Source organism: Lysinibacillus sp. 54212 (genome assembly GCF_036662795.1).
In the GTDB taxonomy this organism is placed as follows: Bacteria; Bacillota; Bacilli; order Bacillales_A; family Planococcaceae; genus Lysinibacillus_B.
Genome location: NZ_JBAFWZ010000010.1, coordinates 92,966 through 106,848, shown reverse-complemented (window position 1 = coordinate 106,848; position 13,883 = coordinate 92,966). Strand labels below are relative to the sequence as shown.

Below are 13,883 nucleotides of genomic sequence, written 5' to 3'. Positions count from 1 at the left end.
ACTCGTTATGCAATATACAGAAACGCAGAACAAGTCCTAAAAGCAGCAGGTTCGAATACCTAGAAGTAGTTTATTCCTTTTCCCTGATTATCCACAATGCAAACCTAATTATTCTCTAATTAACAAGAAAGACGCCCACAAAATGTGAGCGTCATCTACTATAGTTGATACAGCTTTGTATACTTTTCTTTTAAATAATCCGCTAAATATTTGGTGTTTAAGCCTTCACCATTTCCTCTATAGCTTAAATGAATTGTGCATAAAAAATTGTATATGGATGAAATTAAGAAAAAACACTTAAAACATTAATATAACGATGTTTTAAGTGTTTTATTGTCTCCCCTAAACTTTCATTCGGGAACGTTATTTTTCTCAGAATTCGAATAATCTATTCATTTTAAAATTAATTATCTTCATCATCTCTTAAACTACTAATTCCACAAATAATTAATAATGAACCTATGCCAACAAAAACAATTTTCCTCTTCTTCAATGAAACCTTTATAAAAAGATATGTTACTCTAAAAGGAAAAATGATTGTTCAAGTAAAGCACCCGTTCGAAGAAACATATATTATCTTCCTTTGGATATAACCATTTCCAATATCTTAAAATTCCAAATATTCACTAACAATACATTTTGTAATAAATGTCCCTTTCCACGGTTTTATTTTCTTTTCAATTTTTTTGCAGTAGTCTTCCACAATTGCAGATTGTTTTCCATCTTCATTAATTACAACGTGTTGTCCACTTGTATCTCTTGTGCTGTCATAACGATAATAAATTAGTTTCCCATTAAATTGATATTCAGTGATTACCGTTTCAGTTTCATCTTTAGATGTGAATTGAACAAATCTAATAAAATCTGGTTTTTTATTTTTTACATTTTCTATAAATTGGTTAATCTTTTCTAGTTGTTCTGAAGTAATATTACTCGGTGTAATATCTCCATTTTCCATAGCTTCATTTTGGCTATACAATTTTGGAACTTGATTTGTAAGTTTTGTTCCGAAATTATCTATTTGATAATTAAAAATAGCCTTCGGAATAAAAAATAACGTTAATCCAACTACAAAAATTAAAATTCCAATTGTGATAAATTTACTTTTATCCATTAACAAATCCTCCTTTAAAGAGTCTCAATAAATATATGTTTGCTAATGAATCTTTATTTTAGTGAAACTAAATTCTTCTACAACTAATCTGCCCCATTAGCTTAAGTACATTGTTTCACAAACTCACACCAATATTAACATAAAGTCCCATTTTTAATTGATAAGTGTTATTCAATTAAATGGCCCGATTGTTGAATAAGTACAAATATAAAAATAACTATTAGCAACACACTTTGAATTAACCATAAAGTTAGTATCACTTTTCACTAAATAGCAGACTAGAGGGGTTTTTACTTAATACATTCGACATAAAAAAGCACTGCCAAAAGTTAAGTTCCCTCAACAATTAGCAGTGCATTCTTCATAATTTTTTCTATTATAACTGGTACAATTTCGTATACTTTTCTTTTAAATAATCCGCTAAATACTTTGCGTTTAAGCCTTCACCAGTCCCCTCTTGCAATAGCTGGAACGGTTTCTTTAAAGCACCATATTTATGCACCTTTTCCGTTAACCATTCACGAATTGGCGCAAGCTCACCACGTGCACAAAGCTCGTCAAAGTTCGGAATATCCTTATCCATAGCTGCCTTCCACTGTGCAGCATACATGTAGCCTAGAGCATAAGATGGGAAGTAACCAAAGCTACCACCGCTCCAGTGTGTATCTTGGAGTACCCCTTGTGCATCATTAGCAGGACGAATGCCTAAATACTGCTCGTATTTATCATTCCATACTTGTGGTAAATCTTCTGCTTGTAAATCTCCATCAAACAGCTCACGTTCAATTTCATAGCGGATCATGATATGCAGTGGGTATGTTAACTCATCTGCTTCAATACGAATAAAAGATGGCTCTACGAAATTAATCGCCTTTAGGAAATCCTCTACTGCTACATTGCCGAACTGCTCTGGTGAATGCTCCTGTAATATATTAAAGTTATGTGCCCAAAACTGCTCGTTTCGTCCAACAAAGTTTTCATAAAACAGTGATTGTGACTCATGGATGCCCATCGATGTACCTGTTGATAAAGGTAACCCGTTTAATTCTGGATCGATATTTTGCTCATAAAGTGCGTGCCCACACTCATGAATCGTGCCGAATACAGCAGAGCGGAAGTCGTTTTCATCATACTTCGTAGTAACTCGAATATCACCACTGTTTAAACCAATCATGAACGGATGAACTGTTTCATCTAAATACTTTAGAGTATACGAAATTAAATGCACTTAAAATAACACTGAATGCAATAACACCAGTGTTTTAAGTAGGTTATATTATTTTAAGATTGATTCATTAAATTTATCCAAGCAATTGCCATCAATCTCATGTTAGGTTCATTTCTTCTCGTTACAATTCCATTTGATTCATCGAATTTCAAAAGCTCTTCCATGTTTATTTTTCTATCCAATATATTTACATCTCTCTCCACTTGCTCATCCTTCTTCTCACTCAACCCCTTCAACCCCCTTACTTCGCTCATAAGTAACGAACAAGTAATTGCAATCATGATCCTCGCTATAATGTCTCTCGTTGTTGCTTACTCTGAAATCGTCAAGTGAATCGTAGGGAAATATGTATATGCATTACTTGTTTCCTTCAAAAAGATTGTAGAATAAATCTTATCCACATAAGGCATGAATTTGATATAAATTTCTGATTCCCTATTACTCATAAATTCAAATAGTTGTCCCTTTAACATCATATTCTTTAGCAGGATTTGCATTAACATCTGTCTATGTTCCTTCTTTTCTATATAAAAGATACCAAAATAAATATTACCTATACACAGTATATATTACCGTAATGGTAATGTAAATATATTTTTACCTTTTCGGTAATAAAAGAACCTAAAATAGAAGTAAATGCTAACATTTAATTAATAAATTACTTTAATAAGTGGTGATTATATGGGTTCTTTAGGTAATCGAATTAAATATTTGCGTGAAAAAAAATATATTTCTCAAAAAGATTTTGCTAAGCAAATTGGTGTTTCGAGTACTGTATTATCTAGGTATGAATCTGATGATAGAAAACCTGATTACGACACATTACAGTCTATTGCTGATTATTTTAAAGTTAGCACCGATTACCTACTTGGCAGGACAGACATCTTGGAATCTACATATAATAAAAATTATATTGCTGCTAATATTCATGATCCAGAACTTCAATTATGGTATAATGAACTTCCCCAATATACAGAAAAAGACCTTCGCAAACTAAAAACGATATGGGAAATAATCAGGGACAAACACAATTAGATAAACCATCAAATTTTCACAGTAAATTTACCAATTTATAGATTAATTCCATCACTAATGCAATTTTTGGACGATTTAAGCATAATTAAAAAGCAGCTTGTGAATTTTACTCACAAGCTGCTTTAATTATTTATTCTAAATTTCATATTATATTCAAATTTTTATTTTCAATTACATTACTAATGAGACTTGACAAATTTATTCTTTCTCTAGTGAATAAATGATTAGAGTATATGCGCGAAGAAGATTTTCTCTATATGAAAAATGAATCCCAAAAAGAATTTGCTAATTCATTAGCCCTTTTAGAAACATCCTCTCTATCAAACTTAGTATAATTTTCGCATAATATATGAACTAAAATATATTTACTCTGTAAATATATTAATTTCTTTTGTTCAAATGATATTATACCTTTGTTTCGTTTTTTCACTTCATTTACTTCTTTGTTATATTTTTCTTCAAGTACTATTAAATTACCAATATTTTCGGTATTACCTAACGATTCATCTAAAATATGCTCTATAGAATATTCATCATCATCATATGTTCTATTTTCCATCAAATTAGCTACTTGTTTAATAGCATAGGAAGCAGGAAAGGCTTCTAAACCGCTCCTAGCTTTTTCCTTAGAAAATTCTAAAGACTCAAATGCTTTAATAAAATTTTCTTTGTTAATAAGCTTTAATAACTCTTCTTTTAATTCCAAAATTGCTGATTTAATTTCATTTTTTGTCTTAGCATTAGAAACATTTAGTGAAAAGTTTTTATACGGCATTGTAGCTTTATTAGACCTAATTTTCAACTCTGTTCCAAATGCCGCAAAATGAAAATTACTTAAAAACTGCAAGAATGAAGTTTTTTCCTTTTGAGGTAATTTCTTATTACCTAGTTTAGCATTAGTGATATATAAAGAGAGTAAAACTGGTCGTACCTGTACGCCTTTAAATCTATTAATCGCTACTAAATATTCTAATTCTGCTTTTAACTCTTTTCTCGTAAATTTATTTTTATCGGGTGATACAATTGTTTTGTAAAATTCTAGCCCTTGCTTCAGTTCTTTAATAAAATTTTCAAGGTCTAGATCTGTACTTGCACCAAATCTTTTAAGAAACTTTTTGTATAAATTATTTCCATTTGCACTATCTTCTGGATATGCAGCCTTCCAATAATGCAGGAAAAATTCATTGAAAGTAGTATCTAAATCTACAATTTGTTGCTTAAAATTATTCCATGTATTTGATATTTCATCAACTCCACCATTTGTAATACCAATTCTGCTAAAAATAGAATTTTTTATTAAATCTACTTGTGAAAGCGGCTTACCTTTAGAATTTATATTTTCAAAAATTTTATTAGCTTGTTCTTTTTCTGAAACAAACACATCGATTATTTCTGACTTTAATAATTGATCTCTTAACGACTTTAAAGCTTCAACATAATTTTCTGTTTTAAACTGATATTTATACATTGCCGAAATTTTTCTTAAAAAGGCGTCTTCTTTTAATTCTTTTAAAAAGAACTCAAATGTTTTTTTAAGTAACTCTTCTTCTTCTGTAACAGGCTCAACTTCACCATTTTTAGTGTGATAGTCTTGAATAGTTTGCGTGAAGTATGGATAACTAGAAGTCGTTTGTACTTTCCTTTGTGGAGAGCCATCAATTTTTTTAATTAAATACTCACTTTGTATAGTATCAGCATAATCACGAGCTGCCGCTTTTTGCTTGCTACTATATTTTGCCGAATCATTTACATCATACAATGAATTTCTTAAAGCTGCTAATAAAATTGTAGTTGTAGTTAATCTTTGTTGACCATCTACAACTTCAACTAAATCTTTATCTTTTTCCCCTAAAAACAACATATTACCCAAAAAATATTGAGAAGTTTCAAATTTAGCAGTATTGGGATCAAATGATATTTGTGATAACATATCTTTTAAAAATTCATTGTAATTATTTTGATCCCAAGAAAAATCACGTTGAAATCTTGGAATTTTATATGTTCTTGTAGCTGTAAATAAACCTCGGATATTATCACTCATTGCTTCAAAATTCATTTTTTCTTCCCTTTCTTATTTAACAATTATATAATGATAAGTTTTTAGAAATTATATCATCGTTTACTTTTTCTATTTCAGATTTGAAATTTATAGTTAATCTAATCTATCTCTTATTATTATAAAAACAGCACCTTACATATTTTGTTTAACGGTGCTGTCTCTCAATAATGTAGATAAGTGCGGTTTTGCTCTCCCCACTCAATCGTCGCCGATATCTTAGAAGCATTCTAATAACAACTATTTTAATTGAGCTTTCAAAATCGGAAACTAGGTAATAATTATATTTAAAGGTTATTAAATTCACTCATAATATACTTAAAAATTCTTCAGTAGATAATTCTTTTTCTGCACTATTTTCGATATTATCAACCCATTCACTAAATCCTTTCGTCATTTCAATAAAATAGATGCTTTCCATTAAGTCCTCTAAAAGCCCTAATTCATAAAACGTTTCGAAATTTATATTATTCATATCGATATCACTATTCGAATTTTCAATAATTTTCAGATACATACTATTTATTATATCTTTTCTCCAGTCTCCCCTTTCGACATTTTGATATCTTACAACTTTTTCAAATATGAAAATATTTGTTGAATTAGATAAACTTAATGACATATAGTCTTCTTGCAACTCTACACTTTCAAATAAAAATTTCAAGCATCCAAGATAATCTTCTTTATCTATCATATTTTTTATTATTTTTGCTTTAGGCATTATAAAATTTTTATTAAATCGTTTAAACTGAAGCTGCTCTAAAATTTCTATATATTTACTTCCGAAACAATCAATTTTCTCTTGTATAATATCATTAAATAATTTTTGCTGTATTTCATCTACTAAATCTACAGTGTAGATAGCTGCAAAATATTCTTGAAATGACCTATGTGAAAACGTATATTCTAAGCCATCTTTCACTAACATACATACAGAATTGGTCAAATCATTCAATAAATTTATTTCATTAAAATCCGTTTCATTTCCAAATTTTTCTTTCGATTTACTTAAATACGTTAGCATTTTGTCTTCAGTAAAATAATAATCACTATTTAAAAAAGATTGAAAACAAAAATACGAAAAAACACGTTTAAATTTGTCGTAACTTAACTTAGTTTCAATATCTCTTTTGTAACCGCTTTTTGAAGCATCATGTGTATGGAATAGGGCTGAAAATGCCTGTTCATAAAACTCATGTAATTCGTTAGGAATATCTGCATTGTTATCATATGTTATTAACATTATTGTTAATAGTAACGGTATAGAAGCGAAGTCCTCATAATTATTATATAATTTATCATCTAAATTTTTATAAAAATTATCCTTTATGTCAATGTCAAAGTCTAACTTATTTATAAGGCTCAACGCTTGCTCTTTTGATAATGGGCATGCTGTTACTTCAATATAGTTATTCCAGCCAATAAAATTATCAGTAGGTCTAGAAGTAAGTATGATAGGACATTTATTAAATTTATCCCCAAACTCTTGTATAGCTAATATTACGTCATTTAAAATGTCATTTTTTACTTCATCTAAACCGTCAAATAATATTAGATTTTTTCCAGATTCCAAACTATATTCTAAATAATCTTTTTCTGTATCAAAATCAAAATTTTGAATACTTTTATAGATATAATCTAACAAATCAACTTTACCAGCATTATACTTATCATTTAAATTTCTCAATTCTATCAATATAGGAACTAAATATTTTGAATCTATACTATTTTGAAAGAAATGCTTCATCATAGTCGATTTCCCTATTCCACCAGTTCCCGTAATAATAAGTCTATCACCGATAGAAAATAAATTTTGTATATCACTTGTATCAAATAATTGGTTTTCATATCGAACATTTAAATCTTCATAAAATGAATATAAATCTTTAGGTGTTCTTTTATATAACAAAGTTTTTATTTTACTATATTTTTCCTTGCTTTTAGTCAAATATTTTTCATATGCATCAATTAGTTCCATTTCACTTTTTAAAGCAGACTTACCCCATTTATTTGTAACGTATTGTTTTATTGGTGTAACAGTCTGTTTTACCAATTCTGTTATTACACCTGCTGCCACACGTCCTTCAATATCACTCATTTAAATCCACCCTTTTTTGTAATATAATAACACATTTGGTACTTTTATTTTAGTATAATTCATCAATTTACCCCATTTAACATTACTATATAAGGAGTATGACACAACATAATCCTCCTTTTTCTACATATCCAAAATAACAGATCAGTTTCTAATTAATCTCAACATAAAACCAAAGTTGAGCTGAAAACTAATAGCATCTATTTTATTGTAATTTAATGGTAAATAAAAACCATAGAAAAAAGCACCACCGAATGTTAAGTTTCCCCAACAATTAGCAGTGCATTTTTCATAGTTGATTCTATTTTAATTGATAAATCTTCGTATACTTTTCTTTTAAATAATCCGCTAAATATTTCGCAGTCAAGCCTTCACCAGTACCCTCTTGTAATAGCTCAAACGGTTTCTTTAAAGCACCGTATTGATGTACTTTCTCTGTCAGCCATTCACGAATTGGCGCAAGTTCACCACGTGCACAAAGCTCGTCAAAGTTTGGAATATCTTTATCCATTGCAGCTTTCCATTGTGCCGCATACATGTATCCTAATGCATATGACGGGAAGTAACCGAAGCTACCACCGCTCCAGTGTGTATCTTGTAATACACCTTGTGCATCATTCTCAGGACGAATACCTAGGTACTCCTCGTATTTATCATTCCAAACTTGCGGTAAATCCTCTGCTTGTAAATCTCCATCAAACAGCTCACGTTCGATTTCATAGCGGATCATGATGTGTAGTGGATATGTTAACTCATCTGCTTCAATACGAATAAGTGAAGGCTCTACAAAATTAATTGCCTTTAGGAAATCCTCTACTGCTACATTGCCGAATTGCTCAGATGAATGTTTTTGTAGTATTTTAAAGTTATGTGCCCAAAACTGTTCGTTACGTCCTACGAAGTTTTCATAAAACAGCGATTGTGATTCATGAATGCCCATTGATGTACCGGTTGATAGAGGTAAACCGTTTAATTCCGGATCGATATTTTGTTCATATAGTGCGTGACCACACTCATGAATTGTACCGAAGACAGCAGAACGGAAGTCGTTTTCATCATATTTTGTAGTGACACGGATATCCCCACTGTTTAATCCAATCATAAATGGATGAACTGTTTCATCTAAACGACCTGCATCAAAATCATAGCCAAGCTGCTCTAATATTTCAAGGGAAGCCTGACGTTGACCTTCTTTCGGGAAATGCTTAAATAACATTTCCGTATTCGGCTTATTCGGTGATTCATTAATCGCTTTCACTAGTGGCACAATTGTTTCACGTAGCTCACCAAATACTCGGTCCAAAATTTCTGTTGTCATTTCAGGCTCATATTTATCTAGCAGTGTATTATAAGCTGAGCCATTTTTAATGCCCCAATAGTTTACAAATTTCTTTTGGAACTCGACAATTCTCTTTAAGTATGGCAGGAATAAATCGAAATCAGATTTTTCCTTCGCTTCCTCCCAAACTGTTTCAGCCTTAGATTGCAATATGACATATTCTTTATATTCGGCTGGCGGGATTTTTTTGGATTCATCGTATTCTTTTTTCACTTCTTCGAATAAGCGCTTCGTAACAAAATCCAGCTTATCCTGTTGCCCTTCAAGCTCCTCTAACATCTTTCCTAATTCGTCTGAAGTTTGCAGGGCAAATAATTCCGCAGACAATGTTCCCACGACTTCAGCACGCTGAGGAATTCCTTTTTTTGGTGCACCAGTTCGCATATCCCAATAAATTACGGATAATGCCTCTCCATAGTTTTGCATCTTTTTTACATAATCGATAAATTGTTGTTGTACAGTCATATTCTATACCCCCTTATATAAGAAAATTATAATGCTTCGAAATTCGAAATGAAAGGGATAGCCTCATTTTTCTTTTCAAATTATTACCTCATTTAATAAACCTAACAAAACGCTTTTTGCCGATTTTTATTCCTTCATCATTCATTAATACACGTTGTAAATCATCAATAGCGATTTTTTCTTGATTAATTCCAACACCATCCTGCTTTACTAAACGAAGAAATTCGCTTTTACTCGAAACTAACCCCATTTGTATTAATTGAGGAATAATATGTTCAACCGTTTCTTTATCTATTTCTAACAATAGTTCAGGTATTTCATCAAATTGCTCTCTCGCTTTTCCAATAATTCGAAGCTGCTCTTCTAGTAAGCAGGTCATCGTTTCACATCTCCTTAAAATATTATTTTCAATATTCGTAAGGTCTATAAAAGGCAAAAAACCCGCCCCTTGGGATTATCCAAAAGGACGAGTTCTAATCTCATGTTACCACCTTAATTTGTGAACAACAGACATTGTCCACCTCAGTCTAGTACGGTCAGGTTGACGATACTTTTGCACATGATGTCGGGTGCTTACCGTCATAGCCTACTAGGGGTATCCCCTTTTGGTACGCAGCTCCAAGATGTATTCACAGTGTTAAAACATGCGCCTCTCATCACCCGGCAACTTTCTGTTCGTTCCTCTGACTGCTACTCGTTCTTATCATAGCCTTTATTCTTATGCTCCGATTTTTACAAATCTTAGTTTTGCAAACATTTGTCAACAGGTCCTTACTAAAATGTGATACATTATGTAGATAAAATAAAAACTCCTAAAAGATTATGATTTAAATAGATTCCCTTGTCTTGAAGCGACTTGGCCAGCATAAGCACTAAGCTCTTCTACCAATGATTTTGGTGTACCTTTTCCCACCTTATTATTTTCTAATATGATTATATTTTTACCTGTTAAAATACCATCTAACGACCAATGAGGATAGCCACTTTTATTTGCTAATCGATCCGCAATTGCAAATTGATAAGGCTGGCGATATAAAAATTTCTTAAAAGCTGATGCTTCTTTGTATACGATTTGAGCTCCTTCATTTTTCGCTAGTTCAATCATCTTCTTTAATAACCTTTGCTCACCAACATAGGATACCTTGAAATGCGATTGATTTCCTTTCTCTTCAACCTCAATTTTAAACTCAAATAAATATTGTGATTGGTTTGTCATTTTGTACTTCCCTTCTATCAACCATTTCCTTTATTTTACCTACAAACAGAAAAGGTTACCATTTGAATTTTTCCCATAACGAAAACCACCTTAGAATTTTCTAAGATGGTCGTCATTATTATTTTGGTTCAACTGGTAATATTGCTCGGAACTCTGATTTTACTTTTGCTTCATCTTCGTTTAATAGTATATGGATATCACCGTAATCATTTGATGTACGAATTAAACGACCGATTCCTTGCTGAAGTCGAAGCTGCATAAATGGCATCTCTACCTCTTCAAATGCATCCTCAGCGAAAGCACGCTTCGCATCAAATAATGGATCATGTGGTGGGAATGGTAAATCAAAAATAATGACACGAGTGAGCGCCTCTTCTGGTAAATCTAATCCTTCCCATAGATGATAGGAGCAAAGCGTTTGTATCGTACCTTGTTGGAAATCACGGACGATGGCAGATAGCTCTCGGTCACCTTCAAAGCCAACCTTTAATCTCGTCATCATCGGAAGCTGTGATTTAAATGTTTCCATTGCCTGCTTAGATTTAAATAAAATGAGTGTTTTTTCACCATCATTTAGTAGCTCTTCTACTTTTGCCACTTTTTCTTGTTGATCCAGCTCGTGAATATACACCTTCATCACATCTTCATAATCGAATGGTGAAGGTACACTGAACGATTGATATTTTTTAATGCCAAGGCTATACGCAATATACGAGAAATCCTTATTAACTGAAAGTGTTGCAGAAGAAAATACGATCGGCATTTTTTTCGTGAATAATTTTTCTTCTAACACTTCCGTAATCAAACGAGGCATAATAACTAGAGTTTCCTCACCATCTGTATCCTCAAGCCAATCAACTGCATCACCTTGTGCAACGAAAATACGGATAGAGGCCATATAATGCTCTAAAAACTCCTCAGCCATGTTTAGATCATATTCAGGAATCATATACAGTTCAGATTCAAATACAAATTCCTCTAGCAGCTGTTCGACATCAGCAATAACCTGTTTCCCTAATTGAACAAGACGAGGTGATTTATTAATTCGTTTTCTGTCTTCTTCTGATGGCACTAAATCTTCTCGCAGTTGATCGAAAAACATTTCATGGTCATCCTGTAATTTTTCCATTGCATATAACGTTCGCTCTCTTACACCATCAACCATAAGGCGTTCTAGTAATTGAACAATTGTTGATGCCTGCACTTTATACGTCATCGCCTTTTGTGCAGCATACTCAAGTAAATGTCCTTCATCCAGTACGATCATTGATACTTCTGGTAGCAGAGGAAGTTGCCCCTCACGCTCACGAGATTCCTTCGTTGCTAAATGCTCCATTAAAAAATCCTGCGAGCAAATGATTAAATCCGTGGACTGGCGATAATGTGCTCGGTGTAGAGTTTGCCCACATCGATTACGTACGTCGCATACAGCACATTGCATAATGGAATTATAATTTACCTTTTGCCAATCCTCATCGCCTACTGCCCCATAATCTGAACGATCGCCGTATGGCTGTATGGCAATCATTGAGCCTTGTGCATATACACCATCAGGAATAGAAAAGGCAATATCATCAATCCATTCCTCAGTAACTGTTTTTTCTGCTTCCTCAAATCGTTTTATGCATAAGTATTGATCACGAGATTTTGCTAGTCGAACATCAATGCTAAGTCCTAGATGGTCGCGTAGCTTATGTACATCCCCACCTTCTTTTACAAGCTGATCGATTAATGTTTCATCAGCACAAGCAATTAACGCCGGTCTTCCTGTATAACGTGCATAGGAAATTGCAGGCAATAAATAGGCAATTGTTTTGCCTGTACCAACACCAGCTTCTGCAAATAGAACATTTTTTTCTTTCAGAGCTTGCTCAATTTGATAAGCCATGAAAATTTGTTCGTCCCGACATTCAAAGCCCTTTTCTGGTAATTCATCATATAATACATCGCCAAGCCAATTTCCAAGCGAGTCGTAAAATGAGCTATCCTTTGACAACTCAAACGGTAAAGATTGTCTCATAAAAATATTTCTCCCTCATTTATCCATTCATCTATTAGATGACGAAACGGAAGGAGTAATTTCCCCTTCCGTTTCGAAAAATACATCTCAGCCTAAAAAGAATGAGATGGTATTTTTTCATATGCAGATACTTACCATTAGTATACGATTCCATCTACTAAAAAAGTACCATTAATCTTCGCGCTTTGATTTTTGACCCCAGTACTGATAAAGGTCTGTACGAATAAAGCCGTTAAATAACTTTCGTTTTTTCGTAGCTCTACTACCGTATAATTCCTCAAAGTTTTCCATCGAAGAAAGCATATACACTGACCATGTTGGATAATTATTCATTACTTGTCCAAGATCCCGTACAACACGTTCAATCACTTCTTTTTCACCGATACGTTCACCATATGGTGGATTTGAAATCATCACACCATCCATTAGCTTTGTAGTAAAATCAGTTGCTTGCATTTGTTTAAATGTAATAATATCGCCAAAGCCTGCCTCTAACGCATTCTCTTGCGCGATACTAACCATACGATGGTCAATATCAGAGCCGATAATTTGCAAGGGCTGCTCATAATTCGCTAAAGAATCCGCTTCGTCTCTAACCTCGTCCCAAATTTTCGCCTTCATCCAGTTCCATTCTTCTGAGATGAATTCTCGGTTATAGCCTGGTGCTATATTTTGTCCAATCATTGCTGCCTCTAATGGAATTGTACCAGAGCCACAAAACGGGTCAACAAATGGACGATTCGGATTCCATTTCGAAATTTTCACAAGTGCTGCTGCAAGCGTTTCTTTTAACGGAGCTTCCCCTTGTACTTGACGATACCCGCGCTTATGTAAACCAGCACCAGATGTATCAATTGTTAACGTAGCCACATCCTTCAAAATTGATACTTCAATTTTAAAAGTTGCACCGGATTCATCTAAAAATCCGAGTCGTTTATAATGAAACTTCATACGCTCTACAATTGCCTTTTTCACAATGGCTTGACAGTCCGGTACACTAAAGAGCTTCGATTTAACAGATTTACCCGACACCGGGAATGCAGCGTCAACCGATAAATAACGCTCCCACTGAATCGCCTTTGTATTTTCAAACAGCTGATCAAATGTATGTGCAGGGAACTCAGCTACAACAATTTTCACGCGATCCGCTACACGAAGCCATAGATTGCATCGAGCAATGGCCGTTTCATCACCTTCAAAGTATACTTTGCCATTATCGACACGCGTTTCGTAGCCTAACGCTTGTACTTCTTCTGCTACGATTGACTCTAAGCCCATCGCTGCCGTTGCTACTAATTGATATTTTGTCATA

General features: G+C 33.0%; 10 protein-coding genes, 1 pseudogene and 1 other annotated feature. Of the genes and pseudogenes, 1 reads left to right on the top strand and 10 read right to left on the bottom strand.

The genetic code is table 11. The annotated features are described in order from the left end of the window. Positions 1–607: 607 nt before the first annotated feature. From V4T18_RS09320 to V4T18_RS09310, 3 genes and pseudogenes are all read right to left on the bottom strand, one after another. Positions 608–1,114: a DUF4362 domain-containing protein gene (locus tag V4T18_RS09320; RefSeq protein ID WP_332648927.1), complete on the bottom strand. Its 507-nt coding sequence runs from the start codon at positions 1,112–1,114 to the stop codon at positions 608–610. 376 nt (positions 1,115–1,490) lie between these two features. Next, positions 1,491–2,312: pseudogene (locus tag V4T18_RS09315) on the bottom strand (carboxypeptidase M32); the annotation flags it as partial. 83 nt (positions 2,313–2,395) lie between these two features. Beyond that, on the bottom strand, positions 2,396–2,569 hold the full coding sequence (locus tag V4T18_RS09310) for a hypothetical protein (RefSeq protein ID WP_332648926.1): 174 nt from the start codon (positions 2,567–2,569) through the stop codon (positions 2,396–2,398). A gap of 454 nt (positions 2,570–3,023) precedes the next feature. Between V4T18_RS09310 and V4T18_RS09305 the strand changes: the two genes are divergently transcribed. Then, positions 3,024–3,377, top strand: a complete 354-nt coding sequence (locus V4T18_RS09305; protein WP_332648925.1) for a helix-turn-helix domain-containing protein — start codon at positions 3,024–3,026, stop codon at positions 3,375–3,377. Positions 3,378–3,630: 253 nt separating this feature from the next. On the opposite strand, the gene V4T18_RS09300 is transcribed toward V4T18_RS09305, so the two are convergent. The 7 genes from V4T18_RS09300 to V4T18_RS09270 form a co-directional block, all read right to left on the bottom strand. After that, positions 3,631–5,433: a DUF262 domain-containing protein gene (locus V4T18_RS09300; RefSeq protein WP_332648924.1), complete on the bottom strand. Its 1,803-nt coding sequence runs from the start codon at positions 5,431–5,433 to the stop codon at positions 3,631–3,633. Positions 5,434–5,740: 307 nt separating this feature from the next. Further along, positions 5,741–7,531: an NACHT domain-containing protein gene (locus V4T18_RS09295; protein ID WP_332648923.1), complete on the bottom strand. Its 1,791-nt coding sequence runs from the start codon at positions 7,529–7,531 to the stop codon at positions 5,741–5,743. A 301-nt stretch (positions 7,532–7,832) separates the two neighbouring features. Next, on the bottom strand, positions 7,833–9,335 hold the full coding sequence (locus V4T18_RS09290) for a carboxypeptidase M32 (RefSeq protein WP_332648922.1): 1,503 nt from the start codon (positions 9,333–9,335) through the stop codon (positions 7,833–7,835). 88 nt (positions 9,336–9,423) lie between these two features. Then, positions 9,424–9,714, bottom strand: a complete 291-nt coding sequence (locus V4T18_RS09285; RefSeq protein ID WP_332648921.1) for a hypothetical protein — start codon at positions 9,712–9,714, stop codon at positions 9,424–9,426. Between the two features lie 80 nt (positions 9,715–9,794). Then, positions 9,795–10,051, bottom strand: a binding site (T-box leader). Positions 10,052–10,155: 104 nt separating this feature from the next. Then, positions 10,156–10,551, bottom strand: coding sequence for a hypothetical protein (locus tag V4T18_RS09280; protein ID WP_332648920.1), 396 nt, complete (start codon positions 10,549–10,551; stop codon positions 10,156–10,158). 118 nt (positions 10,552–10,669) lie between these two features. Beyond that, a complete protein-coding gene (locus tag V4T18_RS09275) occupies positions 10,670–12,571 on the bottom strand; it encodes an ATP-dependent DNA helicase (protein ID WP_332648919.1) in 1,902 nt (633 codons plus the stop codon). Positions 12,572–12,742: 171 nt separating this feature from the next. Then, the gene (locus V4T18_RS09270; RefSeq protein ID WP_332648918.1) at positions 12,743–13,882 is read right to left on the bottom strand and encodes a THUMP domain-containing class I SAM-dependent RNA methyltransferase; all 1,140 of its coding nucleotides are present in this window, start codon (positions 13,880–13,882) and stop codon (positions 12,743–12,745) included. Between the last annotated feature and the right edge of the window lies 1 nt (position 13,883).